Below are 17,105 nucleotides of genomic sequence, written 5' to 3' on the forward strand. Positions count from 1 at the left end.
TGCCGGGACTGCAGCCATGGCCAAGGAAACCAAGACCGACGCCGAGCTCGAGGCGATGATCGGGGACCGCATTGCGCTCGGCGGCGTGTTCGTCTCCGTGCGCAAGGACCCGCTGCTCGGCTGGCGGGCCACCGTGATTACCGCGCCCAAGCGCGCGCCCTACGCCCAGCAACTCGCAGACCAGGTCGCCGCCGAGCTCCGCAAGAAATATACGCTGAAGGATTAGGCGCGGACAGGGAGCGCAACGTCTCGCCACCCTGGTGCCGTTGTCCCTCATGGTGAGGCGCATGGTGCAGCCATGCGTCTCGCACCATGGGGCCGAAACCTTGGCCTCGTCCTTCGAGACGCCCGCTGTACCGGCTCCTCAGAGCCTGAGCGAAAAAGGTACTGACCTTAACGTTTGTCGTCGCCGGGCTTGTCCCGGCGACCCCGACAAGGAAGGCACTGCGCCCCTAAGCGAGGTGGCCGGGACAAGCCCGGCCACGACAGAGAAGGACGGAACGCCTTGATTTGCTCTCAGCCTGACATTTCGGTCGGACACTCAGGACGAGAAGTGCATCCGTCGCCAGCGCGAACCCATCACGCAACCGCTTTGCTCGCGCGCAGCCGCGCGATGTCATCGGCGCCGTAGCCGAGCTCGCGCAGGATCTCGTCGCTGTGCTGGCCGAGCGTCGGCGCCGGGCGCGTCGGCACCTTGGTCAGGCCGTCGATGGCGAACGGGCTATTGACCGTCAGCATGCCGCTGTCGCCATAGGGCACGAGTGCATCGGCGTCGCGCATCTGCTGGTCGTCGTCGATGTCGTCGAGCGTGCCGGTGACGCCGAAGGTGATGCCCTCGGCGTCGAGCCGCTTGCGCCACTCGGCGAGATCGCGGCCGGCGAAGGTCTCGTCGAACACCGCGATCAGCGCCGGCGAATTGGCGCGCCGCAGCTCCAGCGTGGCGAAGCGCGGATCGTCGAGAATGTCGCGGCGGCCAAGCGCCGTCAGCAGCGGCTCGAACTGCCGCGCCTCGTTGAGCACCGACAGCGTCAGCCAGCGGCCGTCGCGGCTGCGGTACATGTTGGTGCACGCGTTCGGCAGCTGGTCGCGCGGCGGGCGCGGGATGACGTTGGCGTGGCACAGCTGCGCCTGGACATAGACGCCGTTGGCCCACAGCCCGTTGGCGATCAGCGACGACGTCACCTGTCCGCCCTTGCCGGTGCGGTCCCGCCGATAGAGCGCGGTGACGATGGCGCTGTACAGCGCCATGGCGCTGGGATGATCGCCCATGCCGGGCAGCGAGCGCGCCGGCGGCGCATCCGACGACGGCTTGACGTTGTCCATCAGGCCGCTGCGCGCCCAGTAGGCGGTGGAATCGAAGCCGGTCTTCTCGGCCTCCGCGCCGGTCTCGCCATAGGCGGTGAACGAGGCATAGATCAGCCGCGGATTGCGCGGGCCGATGTCCTCGAAGCGGATGCCGAGACGGCGGCGCACCGGCAGCGGCATATTGGTGATGAAGACATCGGCCTGGTCGACGAGGCGCAGCAGCACGGCGAGGCCTTCGGGCGACTTGAGGTCGAGCGCGATTCCGCGCTTGTTGCGGTTCTCCAGCATCCACGGATAGTTGTGCGGACTGACCGGATAGCCCGGCGCCTGGTAAAGGTTGCGATAGGTGTCGCCCTCGCCTGGCGGCTCGACCTTGACGACATCGGCGCCGAAATCCGACAGCACCGTCGCCGCGGCCGGCGCGGCAATGTAACTCGCGCAATCGATCACCTTGAGCCCCGCGAACAGGTCCTTGTCCATCGCCGCGCGTTCCTCCCTCGTTGTCATCAGTGCCACCGGTTCATTGCGGCTCCCGGCGCCCGTCGTCGTTCAGGACGTCGTGCTCATCCGAAGCTGACGTCGAATACCTCGCCGTCGTAGCCGGCATCCTTGGGGATGCGGAGCTGGCGCTGGCCGCCCTCGCCCTTGGTCATTTCCGGCATCACGGTGACCACAGGCTCGCTGCGGGCGCGCGCCAGCGCCTCCGCGGCGGTTTGGCTGCGCGCCAGCTTGATGAGGTTGCGCTCGGTCGGAAACAGGATCTTGAAGCGACCGGACTTCGCCTCGTCGAGCGACTGCCGCGGCCCGATCCACACCGAATCCACCGCCTCCTTGCCGTCATGCACCGCGACCTGATCGGCCGGGGCCACGGCGAGGAAGAAATGGGTGTCGAAGCGCTTGGGCATGCGCGTCGGCGTGATCCAGTGGGCGAACGGCACCAGCAGGTCGAGCGCGAGCACGAGATTTTCACCGGCGACGAGATCGGCGAACGACAATTTGCCCGCCTCGATATCACCGCGCGCGGCGTCGAGCACACGCAGGCGCTCCGCGCCGATCAGCGCCTGCGAGCCTTTCGGCCGCGCCAGCAGCACGCCGCACTCCTCGAAGGTCTCGCGCACGCCGCCGATGCGCAGCGCGAGCAGGTCCGGATCGATGCCGTCGCCGCCCGACCACAGCTCCGGCCGGCCGGCAATATCGCGGTCGCCGGGCTCGACGCTGCCGCCGGGGAACACAAGCGCGCCCGAGGCGAAATCGATCTCGTGATGGCGCACCACCATGAAGATCTCCATGCCGGCCGCACCCTCGCGCAGCAGCAGCATGGTGGATGCGAGGCGCGCGGGCGACACGCCGGCCTTGGCGGCGGCCGCGTCGTCGAGTGGCTTGTCGGCTGTCATAGTGTCCCTCTCAGAACCGGCGCGCGGCCAGGGCGTCATCGGAAAAGAAGATCTCGCCGGCATGGGCGGCGATGTCTTCCGCCCGCCACGCGCCGCTCGGCTTCCAGCCCGGCATCTCCAGCATTTTCATCTCGCGCACGCCGCGCGGCCCGGACACGCCAAGAATCTTGCCGGTCTGGTCGCCCGACAGCGGGCTGACCATGTACAGCACCGCCGGCGCGATCTGGTCGGGGTTGAAGGCCGCGCCGGGGTTCTCGATATAGCGCGGCAGGTCCGCGGTCATGCGCGTCAGCGCGCCCGGCGCCAGCGTCCAGATGCGGATATTGGACTTGCGGCCTTCGATGGCGAGCACATTGGAGAAGCCGAAGATGCCGCCCTTGGCGGCGCCGTAGTTGCTCTGGCCGAAATTGCCGATCAGGCCCGATGTCGACGAGGTGTTGACGATGACGCCACCGCCATTGTCCTTCATCCAGCGGAACACCGGCAGCGTGACGCAGAACGTGCCCTTGAGATGGACCTGGATGACCTTGTCCCAGGCGTCCTCGGTGATCTTGGCGAAGGAAACATCGCGCAGGATGCCGGCGTTGTTGACGAGAATGTCGGCGCGGCCGAAATGCCTGATCGCGTCGTCGAACACCGCCTGGCCGCCGGCCATGGTGGAAATATCGGCGCCATTGGCGACCGCGCGGCCGCCTTCAGCGATGATGGCGTCGACCACCGTCTGCGCCATCGAGCGGTCCGCGCCGCTGCCGTCGCGCGGGCCGCCGAGGTCGTTGACGACGACGGCCGCGCCCTCGCGCGCGAACAGTTTGGCATAGGCTTCGCCGAGGCCGCCGCCGGCGCCGGTGATGATCGCGACCTTGCCGTCCAGCAATCCCATGGCGTTCTCCTGTCGTCAGCCCAGTACGGTCATGCCGCTCTTGATCACGGTGACGTCGCGCGCCTTGACGCGGGCTTCGAACGACACGACATCGCCATCCTTCCACAGATCCACGCTCACCGTCTCGCCCGGAAACACCGGCGCGGAGAACCGCACCGCATGGCGGCGGAACGCGGCGGGATCGTAGTCGGCATAGGTCTGCAGCACGGCGCGGCAGGTCAGGCCGTAGGTGCACATGCCGTGCAGGATCGGCCGCGGGAAACCGGCGCGGCGAGCGAACTCGGGATCGCTGTGCAGCGGATTGCGGTCGCCGCACAGGCGGTAGACCAGCGCCTGGTCCGGCCGGGTGGTGATGTCGATGGAGCGGTCCGGCGCGCGCTGCGGCATCGCGTGCGGCGCCGGCTGGCCATCGGATGGACCGCCGAAGCCGCCATCGCCGCGGGCGAAAGTCGAGCTGACGAGGGTCGCGAGCTCATCGCCGCCGGCATCCCTGAGCACCGTCTCGCGCGTGATCACCGCGCCCTTGTCCCTGCCCTTGTCGTAGACGGCGACGACGCGGGAATCCGCGGTGATCTCCGCGTTCACCGGCAGCGGCTTGTGGAAGGTGATGTCGCGCTCGCCGTCGACCACCAGCAGGCGGTTGATGCCGAGGTCGCCGGGCGAAGCGCCCCATGCCGCGACCGACGCGAAGGTCGGCACCACCTTGAGCGGCCGCGCCGTATACGCCGCCTCGTTGACGAAGCGCAGCTCGCGCTCGTCCATGGGATCGGCGCCCATGCCGATGCCATAGGCGTAGAGCATCACCTCGCGGTCGCTCCAGGCGTACCGTTCGCCCTCCCGCTTCAACTGAAGAATCTCGGGATACTGGATCGGCATGGCGTTTCTCTCTGATGGCGTGGCCTTGTTGCGGTCGGCCACTTTGCAGGAAAGTCAGGGGATCGGCGTGAAGAACGGCAGCGGCGCGCCCTCGGTCGGCTTGAACACCACCCTGACCCGGGTCCCGATTTTCAGGTCCTTGAAGTCGCAGTCGACAAAATTGGTCAGCAGCGACGGGCCTTCCTTGAGCGTCACGTAGCCGATGGCATAGGGCCCGGTCGGCGACTTGCGCATGATGCTGAAGGTATAGATCTCGCCTTCACCCGCGCTCTCCTCCCACACGGTGTCGTCGGAGAAGCAGAACGGGCAGATCGCGCGCGGGAAATAATGCGCCTCGCCGCAGGCCTTGCAGCGCTTGATCAGGAATTTGCCTTGCGCGGCGGCGTCCCAGAACGGCTGGCTCTCGGGATTGCCCTGCGGCTTCGGATAAGTCTTGGCTTCGCTCATCACACGCGCTCCAGAATGGCGGTCGAGGCGGCATGGCGCACGCCGAGCAGGCCGCCGGTGCCATGGGCGATGGCGAGATCGCAGTTCGGCACCTGCACCTTGGGATGGGCCTCGCCGCGCAGCTGGCGCACCGCCTCGATAATCTTGGTCATGCCGCCGCGGTTGACCGGATGGTTGCTGCACAGGCCGCCGCCATCGGTGTTGAACGGCAGCTTGCCGACGCCCGAGATCAGGTTGCCGTCGGCGACGAACTTGCCGCCCTCGCCCTTCCTGCAGAAGCCGAGGTCCTCGAGCTGCATCAGCACGGTGATGGTGAAGCTGTCGTAGATCGAGGCGTACTTGATGTCCTGCGGCGTGATACCGGCCTCGGCGAAGGCGCGCGGGCCGGACCACACGCCGGCGGAGTATGTCAGATCGAGATCCCGGCCGCCGCGCGGCCCCTTCATCGCTTCGCCATGGCCGATCATCCGCACCAGCGGCTTCCTGAGGCTTTTGGCGATGTCCTCGGTGGTGACGATCAGCGCACCGCCGCCGTCGGTCACCACGCAGCAGTCCATGCGGTGCAGCGGGTCGGCAATCAGCGGCGAGTTCAGCACGTCCTCGACCGTCACGACGTCCCTGAGCATCGCGTGCGGGTTGTACTGGGCGTGGTGGGACGCGGCGACCTTGATCCAGGCGAGCTGCTCGCTGGTGGTGCCGTACTGGTGCATGTGGCGCAGCGCGCACATCGCGTAGGCGTTGTGGGTGGTCGCGGCATAGGCCGCCTCGAAATCGGCCTCGGCGCCGGCGGCGCGCGGCGGCAGCGGCCCGGTGCGCGGCTTGCCGGCGAGCGTGATCAGCGCGACCGAACACTTGCCGGCGGCGATCGCCTCGGCCGCATGACCGAGATGGATGATGTAAGAGCAGCCGCCGGTCTCGGTGGAATCGATGTGGCGCACCTTGAGGCCGAGATAGTCGACCATCGGCCAGGCACCGCCCGGCGCATCGCCGGCGCAGAAGTAGCCGTCGACATCGGCGACGGACAGCCCGGCATCTTCCAGCGCGCCCTTGGCAACCTCGGCGTGCAGCTGCGCCGTCGACTTGTCCGGCGCGTGTCGCGTCGGATGTTCATAAATGCCGGCGATGTACGCCTTGCCTCGAATGCTCACGCCTCGCTCCGTCGCTGCGAACTTCTGTTCGTTTTTGTGAACCGCGACAAAGGGATTGGCAAGCGCGATGAGCCCGCTCCATTCCGCCCCGCGAAATGGCGCGGGACGAAACGGAAGCGGGCATAGCCGCATGCGATTTTGGCTGAGCTACTCCGCCGCCAGCTGCGGTTCGACCTGCGGCGGCGGATCGACGAGGTCCTTGCGCAGCTGCTCGCGGCGCGCGGCCGCCTCGGTCACCGCCTTGTCCTTCACCGGGCCGTAGCCGCGGATGCGATCGGGCAGCGACAGCAGCTCGATGGCGGTGGCCAGCGTCTGCGGCGACAGGCGCGCCAGCGTCTCGTCGACGTCGCTTTCGTAGGAGGTGATGAGATCGCGCTCCATGCGCCGCTCGGCCGAATAGCCGAAGATGTCGAGCGGCGTGCCGCGCAGGCCGCGCAGCATCGCCAGCACGCGGAACAGGCGCATGGTCGACGGCCCGAACGCGCGCTTGCGCGGCCGGCCCAGCGGATCCTTCTCGCCGCCGAGCACCGGCGGCGCGAGATGGAAGTTGAGGGTGAAGTCGCCCTCGAACTGCTCGCGCACGCTCTGTTCGAAGCTGCCGTCGGTGAACAGCCGCGCCACCTCGTACTCGTCCTTGTAGGCGAGCAGCTTGGCGTAGTTGACCGCCGCCGCGCGCGGCAGTTCTTCACCATAGCCGCCCTGCTCGGCCGCGGCCCTGACGCGATCGACCAGCTTGCGGTAGCGCGCCGCGAGACGGGCGTTCTGGTAGCCCTGCAGATGCTTGCCGCGGTGCTCGACGACTTCGGCGAGCGACATCTGGTCGAGGGTCTTCGGCGGCGCGACGTCATCCTTGAGCATCGCCTTGAGGCGCGCCGGATCGACCGCCGCCAGACGCCCCAGCGCGAACGCCAGCGTGTTCATCTTCACCGACACGCCGTTGAGCTCGATCGCCTGGGCGATCGCCTCCGCCGTCACCGGCAGCAGCCCCTGCTGATAGGCGAAGCCCAGCATCATCACGTTGGTGGCGATGGAGTCGCCGAGCAGACCCTCGGCCGCATGGGTGAAGTCGAGGAACACCGAGTCCGCGCGCAGCGCGGTCTCCAGCACGCGGTTGACCTTGCGGCGCTGGAAGTCGAAGTCGCGATTGCGGATGAAGTCGGCGATCGGGATCAGGTGGGTGTTGATGATGCCGTGGGTGCGCCCGCTCTCGCACAGCGAGATCGTCTCCTTGGCGATCGCCACGACCTCGTCGGCGGCGATCAGCAGGTCGGCGGTGCCGGTGACGATGCGCGAGCATGTCACGTCCTGCGGGTTCTGCGAGATACGGACATGGCTGAGCACCGCGCCGCCCTTCTGCGCCAGGCCCGACATGTCGAGGATCATGCTGGCCTTGCCCTCGATATGAGCGGCCATCCCGAGCAGCGCGCCGATGGTGAGGACGCCGGTGCCGCCGACGCCGCCGACGGCGATGTTGTAGGGCTTGTCGAGCGGCTGCAGCGAAGCGGCCGGCGGCAGCTCGCCGATCGCGCCGAGGTCGACCGGCGCGCGCTTGCGCAGCTGGCCGCCATTGACGGTGACGAACGACGGGCAGAAGCCCTTGAGGCAGGAGAAATCCTTGTTGCAGCTCGACTGGTTGATGGTGCGCTTGCGCCCCATCGCCGTCTCCAGCGGCTCGACGGAGATGCAGTTGGACTGCACCGAGCAGTCGCCGCAGCCCTCGCACACCGCCGAATTGATCATGACGCGCTTCGGCGGATCCTCCAGCGTGCCACGCTTGCGGCGGCGGCGCTTCTCGGCGGCGCAGGTCTGCACGAACACGATGGCCGAGCAGCCCGGCGTCTCGCGCAGCGTGCGCATGACGTTGTCGAGCTCGTCGCGATGCGCGAGCTTCGTCTCCGGTGCGATGGTGCCGGCCGGATAGGCGTCCGGGTTTTCCGAGACGAGGTAGATGTTGCGCACGCCTTCGGCATGGAGCTGGAATGTGATCTGCTGCGGCGACAGGTCGCCGTCATGGCGCTGGCCGCCGGTCATGGCGACAGCGTCGTTGTACAGCACCTTGAAGGTGATGTTGGCTTTCGAGGCCACCGCCTGGCGGATCGCGAGACTGCCCGAGTGGAAATAGGTGCCGTCGCCGAGATTGGCGAAGATGTGCTTCTCCTGCGTGAACGGCGCGATGCCGACCCACGGCACGCCCTCGCCGCCCATCTGGGTGAAGGTCTCGGTGTTGCGGTCCATCCACAGCGACATGAAGTGACAGCCGATGCCGGCCATGGCGCGGCTGCCCTCGGGCACCTTGGTCGAGGTGTTGTGCGGACAGCCCGAACAGAAATACGGCGTACGGGTGATCGGCGCGACCGCCTGCACCTGCGACGCCTGGCGGCCGTTGAACCAGTCGGCTTTGGCGCGCAGCATCGCGACGATCTCGGGATTGAGATCGAGCGTCAGAAGCCGCTCGGCGAGCGAGGTCGCGATGGTGGCGACGCTGAGCTCTTCGGAGAACGACAGGAAGCGCTTGTCGTGGTGGTCCATCTTGCCGACGATGCGCGGGCGCACGTCGTCGCGCCAGTTGAACAGCTCCTGCTTGACCTGGTTCTCCACGATCTCGCGGCGCTCCTCGACGACGAGGATTTCCTCGAGGCCGACGGCGAACTCGCGCACGCCCTGCGGCTCCAGCGGCCAGGGCATGCCGATCTTGTAGAGGCGCAGGCCGATCTTTGCCGCCACCTCCGGCGTGATGCCGAGCTCTCGCAGCGCCTGGCGGACGTCCTCATAGCTCTTGCCCGACGCCATGATGCCGTAGCGGGCGTTCGGCGAGTCCATGGTGACGCGGTTGATGCGGTTGGCGCGCGCGAACGCGATCGCGGCAAAGCCCTTGTAGTCCTGCAGGCGGCGGTCCTGGGCGTAGCGATCGTCAGGCCAGCGCAGGTTAAGCCCGTCCGGCGGCAGCACGAAGTCCGGCGGAATGATGAACGGCGTCATTTCGTCGGTGAGATCGATCTCGGCGGTGGTCTCCACCGTCTCGGTGATCACCTTCATGCCGACCCAGCAGCCGGAATAGCGCGACATCGCGATGCCGAGCAGGCCCATCTCGATCATCTCGTGGATGCTCGAGGGGTAGAGATAGGGCATCAGCGCGGAGATGAAGGCATGGTCCGACTGGTGCGGCACGGTGGAGGACTTGGCGCCGTGGTCGTCGCCGGCGAGGCACAACACGCCGCCGTTCTTCGCCGACCCCGCCGCATTGCCATGGCGGAAGACGTCGCCGCAGCGATCGACGCCCGGGCCCTTGCCGTACCAGATGCCGAACACGCCGTCGTAGTTGGCGCCGGGCGAGAGGTGGAGCTGCTGCGAGCCCCACACCGCGGTGGCCGCGAGATCCTCGTTCACACCGGGCTGAAACTTGATGTTGTAGCGCTCGAGATGCGCCTTTGCGGCCATCAACTGCTGGTCATAGCCGCCGAGCGGCGAGCCGCGGTAGCCGGAAATGAAGGCGGAGGTGTTGAGCCCCTGGGCACGGTCGCGGCGGATCTGCGCCATCGGCAGGCGGACCAGCGCCTGAATGCCCGTGAGAAAGACGTGCCCGGACCCTTGCGTATACTTCTGGTCGAGGCTGATCGATCCTTGATTGATTCCCATCGCAAGCGTTCTTTCTGGCTCTTCGTGGCCGTTTGCATGCGTCCGCCCCGCCGGGAAACGCACCAACCGCAATCGCCGCACGGGCGCATGACCGGCCCGCCGACTCCCTGATTAGAACCAGTCTATGTCGCTTTCGACCTTGCCCGCATCAAGAATCCGTTCCCCCTTCCCCCTTGGGAAATAAACGCAATTTCGTTCCGCCCGCCGTTGCGCCAATTGCCGGTTGTGTCGCTCGCCCCCGTCCCTGCCGACAGAAAGTTCGTGCCGGCCGATACCGGGCCGTCAGCTCGCCGCGCCGGGCAGGATCGCATCCAGGACGCGAAACAGCTCGATCTCGCGGAACGGCTTGCGCAGCACCGCGCGGTGGCCCGACACCCGCTCCTCCACAGCGCTTTCCAGCAGCGAGGTCATCACCACCACCGGGATATCGCGGGTGCGGACATCCCCGGCCATGGCCGTCACGAGGCTGGCGCCGTCCACGAACGGCATCATGAAGTCGGTCAGGACGAGATCGGGCTTCTCGTGATGCAGGATGTCGAGGGCCTGGCGGCCGTTGCTGGCGGCGAGCACATGATAGCCGCGCTCGCTCAGCAGGACCTCGAGCCAGTCCGCGATAGCCCACTCGTCCTCGACGACCAGCACCGTCTTCACAATCACTCTCCGGCCACGCGCGGATCCACCAGGGGCGGCTGCGAACCGCCATTCTGCAGGCCGATGTCCCGCAGAATACGCTCCGCGCGGCTATTGTCCTCATCCAGCACGATGCCGCCCTCGACAATCTCGAAACGCCGCATCCGCATGTCCGTCCGGCTGTCCCGCGCCTTGAGCGCGGTCATCAGGCGGTGGGTTTCCGAGCGCAGCGGCGCGAGCCGCAGCGCAATGATGTTTTCGGCCACGGGCGACAGTCCGGTCGGCGCGACGCCGGCGAGCGGTTGTCCCGGGATGACGCCGACATGGTCGGTTTCCGTCGTCGCCAATGTTGTAACACCGCGTGCCCGCAGCTCGTTGCACAGCGCCGACAAAAAAGCGGTGACGCGCTTGCGCTCGTCGGTGAGCTTGGCGAAGCCTTCGATGCCGTCGATGACCAGGCGCCGCGCGCCGCTCTGCCGGATCGCACCCAGCAGTTCCTGCGCCACCTCGTCGAGGATCGCCTCGGTCTGCGGCCGCCACAGCAGCCGCACGCTGTCCTTGTGGGCGTCGATCGGCAGCCGAAGGGCCTTCGCCTTGACGGTCAGCGCCATCGGGTTCTCATGAAAGCCGAAATGGATCGCCGGCTCGTCGGGAGGCCCGCCGAGCAGGAACTGGAGGCCAGCCGTGGTCTTGCCGCTGCCGGCCGGCCCCATCACCACCGTGACTGAATGCTGGTCGACGCCACCGCCGAACATGCGGTCGAGGCCGGCGATGCCGGTGGACACCTTCGGGCCCTCGGCGCGGTCCCACACGCTCGGTGTCTCCAGCAGCGCCTCGATCCGCGGGAACGCGGCGACACCGGCCTCGGTGATACGGTAGGAGTGCCGCCCGCCCATGAACCAGCCACCGCGCAGCTTGTGCACCTGCAGTTCGCGCTCGGCGCGGCGGCCGTGCAGCGAGGTCTGCAGCTCGACGAGGCCGTCGACCATGGTGTGCTCGGGCGGGTACTTCTGGTGGTCGAAGGCGCTGGTCAGCAAGAACATGGTGCAGTCGGTGAATGCCGCCTGCGCCTGCAGTTCATGAATGAACTTCTTCAGCTCGAGATCGGAGGACGCCTTCTCGTGCACGGTGATCAGGCCGTCGAGCACCAGCGTACGGATCTGGCGTCCCCGCACTTCGCGCCGGATGACGTCGAGCAGGCCGCGTAGTCCGTCGTCGTCGAGAATCTTGAACGCGCCGATGAACGAGACGCGGTCCGGGATCGCCGTCTCGTCGAAGAAGCTCATGCGCTGCATGTGGCCGAGCATGCGCGAATGGCTCTCGGCCAGCAGCGTCATGTAGAGCGCGCGCCGGCCTGCGGCCGCGTGGGCGAAACAGATCTGGTTGCCGAGGATGGTCTTGCCGGCGCCTGGCGCGCCTTGGATGATGTAGATGCCGCCGTCGAAAACGCCTCCGCCCAACACCGCGTCGAGACCGGGAACGCCGGTCGGAAGCCGATCATTGTGAGTAGTCATGCCGTCATGGCCCCTCGCTATCCCCGATCTCGCCGATGGCTTCGGCTGCGCGTCCGCCGCGAGCGGAGGACGTCAAGTCCCGGCCGGTTCGATCCCGAACGTCCCCACCAGACGCTGCCGCCCAGACACTGCCGCTCGGCGCCGAGTTCCCACCTGCCGTTCAGCCATCGGATCGGCACGAAAAAGCTGAAACACCTGAGTGACTTCAAAGTTCCGAAAAATGTTTTCCGGGCGGAACCGACAGGTACCCGACGGGAACGTGACCGCGCAAACGGGGTTGTCCCGTCAACGCGCCCCCATCCATGGAGGAAAACGATGGACGAGGACATGATGACCCGTCCCGATCTGGCGGACCAGCGAATACGGCCCATGCATCCCTATGGCGAACGGAACAGGGCCAAGATGACGAAGGCGATGATCGGCCTCGGCCTGATGTTCGCGCTGTCGATTGTCCTGTCGGCCGTGACGGTCGTCGAGCACTGGGACGCCCGCCATCCGCCCGGTGGCGCCGCGGCGGCTCCACCGGGCCAGGGCTACGACACCGCCCATCTGGCGCCGCGCGAGGACAACTCGCTGCACTGATCTCGACGCCGGGACAGCAAGACCGCTGACCAGCATGTGATGCCGGGCGCGGTCTCTTCCCTGCTATAGCGGGCCGCCATCGCCGATCCGGAGCCCGCGCATGAAAATCCCGTCCATTGTCCTTAGTCTCCTGCTGCTCGCGCTTCCGGCGCGCGCCGACGAGCAGGCTCGCGCGGCGCCAGCGGCGCGCGAGCCCTATGGCATCGGCCTCGAAGGCTTCGCCTATCCCTATCCCGTTCAGATGCTGCCGCTGGTGAACGAAGGCGAGCAGGTGCGCATGGCTTACATGGATGTCGCTCCCACCGCGCCGAACGGCCGCACGGTGCTGCTGCTGCACGGCCGCAACTTTCCATCGAGCTACTGGGCGCCGGTGATCCGCATGCTGAGCACCGCCGGCTATCGCGTCCTCGTCCCCGACCAGATCGGCTTCGGCAAATCGTCCAAGCCGACCTTCGATCTGCATTTCGACCAGCTGGCGCGCAACACCATCGCCCTGCTCGACCATCTGCAACTGCATGACGTCGATGTCGTGGCGCACTCGCTCGGCGGCATGCTCGGCGTGCGCATCGCCCGCGCCTATCCCGACCGCGTGCATCGTCTCGCGCTGGTGGCCCCGATTGGTCTCGAGGACTATCGCCTCTACGTGCCGCCGACCCCGACGGAGAAGATCCTGGAAGCCGAGGACAAGCTGACCGCCGACGGCTACCGCCAGCAGCTCGTCACCAACTATGCGCTGACGCTGCCGCCCGACGCGATCACGCCGTTCATCGATGCCCGCTTCAACATCAAGGGCGCCGCCGACTACGCGCGCTGGCTGCGCGCCTTCGTCAGCTCGGCACAGATGATCTACCGCGAGCCGGTGGCACACGAAATTGCGCTGATCACCCGGCCGACCCTGTTCGTGATGGGCGAAAACGACCACAACGCGCCGGGCCGCGCCAATGCGCCGGACGCGCTGCGAGACAAAATGGGACACAATGCTGATCTCGCCCGCGCCTTCGCCGCGCAAATGCCGAACGCGAAAATCGATGTGATCCCCGGCGTCGGCCATCTCGTCTTCCTCGAAGCGGAGAGCGCATTCAACGCCGCACTGCTGCCGTTCCTCGCCGCGCCCTGATCGTCAGCGCGGCGCGATGCAGCGGACCTGAACTAGCATTCACTGACATGAACGCAACCGCGTAGAAAAATCGCAACGTGCGACAAAAAATCCCTGCGTTAATCTGAACGAAATGCGCCGCAATTTATTTGCTTTATTCTCCACCGGTGCTTTGGCAGTCTTGTCAGGCCGCGGCATTGGCGGACACGGAACGAAGGACAACATCATGAAGATACTTGTTGCTGCTGCGTTTGCGGCGGGCCTGCTTGCCGGCTCGAGCGTTGCCAATGCGATGCCGGCTGCCCCCGCGGGTGGCGCGAACCCCGACGTCATCCAGGTCGCCGGCGGCTGCGGCCCGGGCTTCCATCCGGGCCCCTACGGCCGCTGCCGCCCGAACCGCTATGAGCGCCCGGTCATCGTGCGTCCAATGCCGCGTCGCTGCCCTCCCGGCTTCTTCTGGCGCCACGGCCGCTGCCGTCCGATGTGATTCGGCGCGATCGGAGCAGACTGTTCCAGGGCTTCGCCACACGGCGAAGCCCTTCGTCGTTTCAGGCCGTCACACGCCGGCTGATGCCGGAACCGCTGGCAGCATCAGGCGGAAAGCGATGCCGATGGCGCGCTCGACAAGGACGACGTCACCGTCATGCATGCGCATGACATCGCTCACCAGATTGAGGCCGAGCCCCGCGCCGCGGCCGTTGGCGCGCTGCTTGAAGAACGGCGCGAAGATGTGTGCCCGCAGTTCCACCGGGATGCCCGGCCCTTCGTCGCCGACTTCGGCGAATCCCGGCCCGACGGTCAGCGTGATGGTGCCCCGGCGCCCGCCATGGTCGATGGCATTCTGCACGAGATTGGTCAGCGCGCGCTCCAGCGCCATGGCGTCGCCGCGCACGAACGCGGCCGCGCATTGCGCCTCGAAGCGCACTTCGTAGCCGGCGGCGAACGCCAGCGGCCCCATGTCGAGCGCAACCCGGCGCGACAGCGCGACGAGATCGATCGCGACGAAGGCGCGCGCCCCCTGATGCAGGCGCTGCACGTCCAGCATCTGCTCGGTCAGCACGACGAGGCGCGTCGTGTCTTCCATCAGATGATCGCGGATGCCGCTGTGCGGCAGCGCCGCGATACGGGCATTGAGGATCGCGATCGGCGTGCGCAGCTCGTGTGCGGCATCGACGAGAAAACGCTCCTGGCGCTCATAGCCCTCGTCGAGGCGGCCGAGCGCGCCGTTGACCGCCAGCACCAGCGGCGCGACCTCCGCCGGCACATCGGTGGCGGTCAGGCGGCTGCCGCGCCGCGCGCTGTCGATGGCGTGGGCCTCACAGGCGGCGCGCTCGACGCCGGCGAGCGAGCGGCGCACCACCAGCGGCGTCGCCACCAGCGCGCCGAGCGCCATCACCGCAAGGATCGGCAGCACCAGCTTGATCAGGATCAGCGACACACCGAGCAGCATGAGATAGGGCGACGTCGCCGAACTCGTGCCGGTGACGAACTGCAGCCGGCCCGCGGCAGTGTGGGCCCAGCGCATGCGCGCGACCGGGCGATCGGGATCGCCGATATTCCAGCCGAGCCGTGCCTGGCCGACACGGTCGAGCGCCGCGCCGACGCCGTCGTATTCCGGCGGCACCTGCCCCTCCGTCACCTGGCGGCCGTCGCGGTCGCGCGCGGTGAACCAGAAGTCGCGATCGCGCCGCAACGCCCGCAGGCCGTCGGTCTCGGCCAGACGCCAGCCTCCGCCGGGCTCGCGCACCACCGCGCCGCGCAGCGTCTCGATGGTGCTGTCGGTCGAGTTGAAGTCGAAGAGATGACCGGAGGCGAACAGCACCGCGATCACCGCGATCAGCACCACCGACTGCACCGCCAGCAGGCGCCAGAACAGCAGCCGCTTCAGCGACGCCTTGCGGCTGGCGGGGTCACGATTGCTCGCGGAGGACATAGCCCACCCCGCGGATGACATTGATGACGACGCCGGACTGTGTGTCGGCGAGCTTGCGGCGCAGCCGCGACACATGGGAATCGAGCGCGTTCGACTGCACCTCGTCGTCGAAGCCGAACACCGCCTCCATCAGCGCCGGCCGCGGCACCATGCGCCCGGCGCGGCGCACCAGGCATTCCAGCACCAGCATCTCGCGGCGCGGCATGTCGAGGCGCGCGCCGTCGACCCGGACATCGCGATGGCCGAGGTCGAAGCTGAGACGGCCGACGCGGACCGCCGGCGCCTGGATCGGCCCGACGCGCCGCAGCACGGCGCGCAGCCGCGCCAGCAGCTCGTCGAATACGAACGGCTTGCCGAGGTAGTCGTCGGCGCCCGTCTCCAGGCCCGCGATGCGCTCCGGCACCTGGCCCTTCGCGGTCAGCACGATCACCGGCACGGCGAGGCCACGGGCGCGGATGCGGCCGATCAGCGCCAGGCCGTCGCCGTCGGGCAGCTGGCGGTCGAGCAGGATGGCATCGTAGGCGGCGTCGCCGACCACCAGGTCGGCGTCGGCGAGCGTGCCGACATGGTCCATCACCATGCCGTGCTTCTGCAGCGAGGCGCGCAGCGCCACCACCATCTGCGGCTCATCCTCGACCAGCAGGATGCGCACGTCTCAACTCCGCCCGCGCGCAGCTAGTGCGGGCCGATGCGCGACAGCCGGTACACCGACGCCGGCGGGATGTTGCGCAGCGTCGTGCCGACCTTCTCCGCGGTCAGCCCGACCCGCCGCAGCAGCACCGGATGCACCGGGCAGCGAGCGGTGTAAGTAAACTGGTAGAACGCCCCGCCCGGCCGCAGCCGCGCGAAGCAGGCGCGCAGGATGGCAACGACCACCCAGGGCGGCATCGACAGCAGCGGCAGGCCGCTGACCACCGCACCCAGCGGCTCGGCGTCGTCGCGCAGCGCCTCCCCGACCCCGCGGGCGTCCATGTGCAGAACGCGGGCGTTCGGAAAGCGCGCCGCAAGGTGCGGGATGAAGTCGTTGCAGGCTTCCACCAGCGTGATGTCGCGCTCGGCGACGCCGCGCATCAGCAGCGCGCTGGTGAACACCCCGGTGCCGGGGCCGAGTTCCAGCACCGGCCCGGTCCGCGGGCCGATCCCCCGGGTGATCAGCGCCGCGAGATGGCGGCTGGACGGGGTCACCGAAGCCGTGCGCAGCGGGGCGCCCAGCCAGGCCTTGAGGAAGCGGAATTCGTCGGAGGTCGGCATCATCGCCCCTTCATCATCGCGTTACATGACCCTGCGATGACAAGATAACGTTACGCCTACCTGTCAGCGGCGTCAGGATGCGATTTTGTTCGCCGGCCTGCTCCCCGGACGCCGGCCGGACAGCGGCCGACATCTGCGAACATACGCCGATACGTGGCGGCGAGATCCGCGGATGGCGAAAAGCGACCGGTCCCGATTCGACGTCAACGAAACGCCCCGCGTGCGGCGGCCTACAGCGGCAGGTTGTCGTGCTTCTTCATGGGCACCTCGACCTTCTTGTCCCTGAGCATGGCGAGAGCCCGGGCGATGCGCTTGCGGGTCGAGTGCGGCATGATCACGTCGTCGATGTAGCCGCGCTCGGCGGCGACGAACGGCGACAGGAAGCGGTCCTCGTACTCCTTGGTGCGCGCGGC

General features: G+C 67.7%; 17 protein-coding genes. 4 read left to right on the forward strand and 13 right to left on the reverse strand.

Features of this window, described 5'->3' with window-relative positions:
* Window positions 1–16: 16 nt before the first annotated feature.
* Entirely contained in the window at window positions 17–226 is a 210-nt protein-coding gene (locus JQ639_RS35050) for a hypothetical protein (RefSeq protein ID WP_211971039.1), read from the forward strand.
* Window positions 227–579: 353 nt separating this feature from the next.
* On the opposite strand, the gene JQ639_RS35055 is transcribed toward JQ639_RS35050, so the two are convergent.
* From JQ639_RS35055 to JQ639_RS35095, 9 genes are all read right to left on the reverse strand, one after another.
* Window positions 580–1,785: a CaiB/BaiF CoA transferase family protein gene (locus JQ639_RS35055; RefSeq protein ID WP_211971084.1), complete on the reverse strand. Its 1,206-nt coding sequence runs from the start codon at window positions 1,783–1,785 to the stop codon at window positions 580–582.
* An 83-nt stretch (window positions 1,786–1,868) separates the two neighbouring features.
* The gene (locus JQ639_RS35060; RefSeq protein WP_211971041.1) at window positions 1,869–2,699 is read right to left on the reverse strand and encodes an NUDIX hydrolase; all 831 of its coding nucleotides are present in this window, start codon (window positions 2,697–2,699) and stop codon (window positions 1,869–1,871) included.
* 10 nt (window positions 2,700–2,709) lie between these two features.
* A complete protein-coding gene (locus JQ639_RS35065; protein ID WP_211971043.1) occupies window positions 2,710–3,579 on the reverse strand; it encodes an SDR family oxidoreductase in 870 nt (289 codons plus the stop codon).
* 15 nt (window positions 3,580–3,594) lie between these two features.
* Complete coding sequence (locus JQ639_RS35070) at window positions 3,595–4,455, reverse strand: MaoC/PaaZ C-terminal domain-containing protein (protein WP_211971045.1); 861 nt, start codon at window positions 4,453–4,455, stop codon at window positions 3,595–3,597.
* 54 nt (window positions 4,456–4,509) lie between these two features.
* A complete protein-coding gene (locus tag JQ639_RS35075) occupies window positions 4,510–4,902 on the reverse strand; it encodes a Zn-ribbon domain-containing OB-fold protein (protein WP_211971047.1) in 393 nt (130 codons plus the stop codon).
* Entirely contained in the window at window positions 4,902–6,050 is a 1,149-nt protein-coding gene (locus JQ639_RS35080; RefSeq protein ID WP_211971049.1) for a thiolase family protein, read from the reverse strand. The genes JQ639_RS35075 and JQ639_RS35080 overlap by 1 nt, the downstream gene beginning before the upstream one ends.
* A gap of 147 nt (window positions 6,051–6,197) precedes the next feature.
* The gene (locus JQ639_RS35085; protein ID WP_211971051.1) at window positions 6,198–9,686 is read right to left on the reverse strand and encodes an indolepyruvate ferredoxin oxidoreductase family protein; all 3,489 of its coding nucleotides are present in this window, start codon (window positions 9,684–9,686) and stop codon (window positions 6,198–6,200) included.
* A 282-nt stretch (window positions 9,687–9,968) separates the two neighbouring features.
* Window positions 9,969–10,337: a response regulator gene (locus tag JQ639_RS35090; protein WP_211971053.1), complete on the reverse strand. Its 369-nt coding sequence runs from the start codon at window positions 10,335–10,337 to the stop codon at window positions 9,969–9,971.
* 2 nt (window positions 10,338–10,339) lie between these two features.
* Window positions 10,340–11,830: an RAD55 family ATPase gene (locus tag JQ639_RS35095; RefSeq protein ID WP_211971054.1), complete on the reverse strand. Its 1,491-nt coding sequence runs from the start codon at window positions 11,828–11,830 to the stop codon at window positions 10,340–10,342.
* A 315-nt stretch (window positions 11,831–12,145) separates the two neighbouring features.
* Here JQ639_RS35095 and JQ639_RS35100 point away from each other — a divergent pair, with 315 nt between their 5' ends.
* The 3 genes from JQ639_RS35100 to JQ639_RS35110 all read left to right on the forward strand — a co-directional run bounded on the left by JQ639_RS35100 (window position 12,146) and on the right by JQ639_RS35110 (window position 13,995).
* Window positions 12,146–12,412 carry a hypothetical protein gene (locus JQ639_RS35100; protein WP_211971056.1) on the forward strand — a complete coding sequence of 89 codons (267 nt, stop codon included), beginning with the start codon at window positions 12,146–12,148 and terminating at the stop codon, window positions 12,410–12,412.
* Between the two features lie 100 nt (window positions 12,413–12,512).
* The gene (locus JQ639_RS35105) at window positions 12,513–13,529 is read left to right on the forward strand and encodes an alpha/beta fold hydrolase (RefSeq protein WP_211971064.1); all 1,017 of its coding nucleotides are present in this window, start codon (window positions 12,513–12,515) and stop codon (window positions 13,527–13,529) included.
* A gap of 205 nt (window positions 13,530–13,734) precedes the next feature.
* A complete protein-coding gene (locus tag JQ639_RS35110) occupies window positions 13,735–13,995 on the forward strand; it encodes a GCG_CRPN prefix-to-repeats domain-containing protein (protein WP_211971066.1) in 261 nt (86 codons plus the stop codon).
* A 69-nt stretch (window positions 13,996–14,064) separates the two neighbouring features.
* On the opposite strand, the gene JQ639_RS35115 is transcribed toward JQ639_RS35110, so the two are convergent.
* From JQ639_RS35115 to JQ639_RS35130, 4 genes are all read right to left on the reverse strand, one after another.
* Window positions 14,065–15,441, reverse strand: coding sequence for a sensor histidine kinase (locus JQ639_RS35115; RefSeq protein WP_211971068.1), 1,377 nt, complete (start codon window positions 15,439–15,441; stop codon window positions 14,065–14,067).
* The gene (locus JQ639_RS35120) at window positions 15,419–16,093 is read right to left on the reverse strand and encodes a response regulator transcription factor (protein WP_211971069.1); all 675 of its coding nucleotides are present in this window, start codon (window positions 16,091–16,093) and stop codon (window positions 15,419–15,421) included. The genes JQ639_RS35115 and JQ639_RS35120 overlap by 23 nt, the downstream gene beginning before the upstream one ends.
* Before the next feature lie 23 nt (window positions 16,094–16,116).
* Window positions 16,117–16,692, reverse strand: coding sequence for a class I SAM-dependent methyltransferase (locus JQ639_RS35125; protein WP_211971078.1), 576 nt, complete (start codon window positions 16,690–16,692; stop codon window positions 16,117–16,119).
* A gap of 230 nt (window positions 16,693–16,922) precedes the next feature.
* Window positions 16,923–17,105 (reverse strand): carboxyl transferase domain-containing protein (locus JQ639_RS35130; RefSeq protein ID WP_283818107.1); only part of this gene is annotated, 183 nt, incomplete at its 5' end.

Source organism: Bradyrhizobium sp. U87765 SZCCT0048, from assembly GCF_018131225.1.
Classification (GTDB): Bacteria; Pseudomonadota; Alphaproteobacteria; order Rhizobiales; family Xanthobacteraceae; genus Bradyrhizobium_A.

Coding starts and splice junctions, on each gene's coding strand:
- JQ639_RS35050 (WP_211971039.1), top strand. CDS start 17: ATGGCCAAGGAAACCAAGACCGACGCCGAGCTCGAGGCGATGATCGGG.
- JQ639_RS35055 (WP_211971084.1), bottom strand. CDS start 1,785: ATGGACAAGGACCTGTTCGCGGGGCTCAAGGTGATCGATTGCGCGAGT.
- JQ639_RS35060 (WP_211971041.1), bottom strand. CDS start 2,699: ATGACAGCCGACAAGCCACTCGACGACGCGGCCGCCGCCAAGGCCGGC.
- JQ639_RS35065 (WP_211971043.1), bottom strand. CDS start 3,579: ATGGGATTGCTGGACGGCAAGGTCGCGATCATCACCGGCGCCGGCGGC.
- JQ639_RS35070 (WP_211971045.1), bottom strand. CDS start 4,455: ATGCCGATCCAGTATCCCGAGATTCTTCAGTTGAAGCGGGAGGGCGAA.
- JQ639_RS35075 (WP_211971047.1), bottom strand. CDS start 4,902: ATGAGCGAAGCCAAGACTTATCCGAAGCCGCAGGGCAATCCCGAGAGC.
- JQ639_RS35085 (WP_211971051.1), bottom strand. CDS start 9,686: ATGGGAATCAATCAAGGATCGATCAGCCTCGACCAGAAGTATACGCAA.
- JQ639_RS35095 (WP_211971054.1), bottom strand. CDS start 11,830: ATGACTACTCACAATGATCGGCTTCCGACCGGCGTTCCCGGTCTCGAC.
- JQ639_RS35100 (WP_211971056.1), top strand. CDS start 12,146: ATGGACGAGGACATGATGACCCGTCCCGATCTGGCGGACCAGCGAATA.
- JQ639_RS35105 (WP_211971064.1), top strand. CDS start 12,513: ATGAAAATCCCGTCCATTGTCCTTAGTCTCCTGCTGCTCGCGCTTCCG.
- JQ639_RS35110 (WP_211971066.1), top strand. CDS start 13,735: ATGAAGATACTTGTTGCTGCTGCGTTTGCGGCGGGCCTGCTTGCCGGC.
- JQ639_RS35115 (WP_211971068.1), bottom strand. CDS start 15,441: ATGTCCTCCGCGAGCAATCGTGACCCCGCCAGCCGCAAGGCGTCGCTG.
- JQ639_RS35125 (WP_211971078.1), bottom strand. CDS start 16,692: ATGCCGACCTCCGACGAATTCCGCTTCCTCAAGGCCTGGCTGGGCGCC.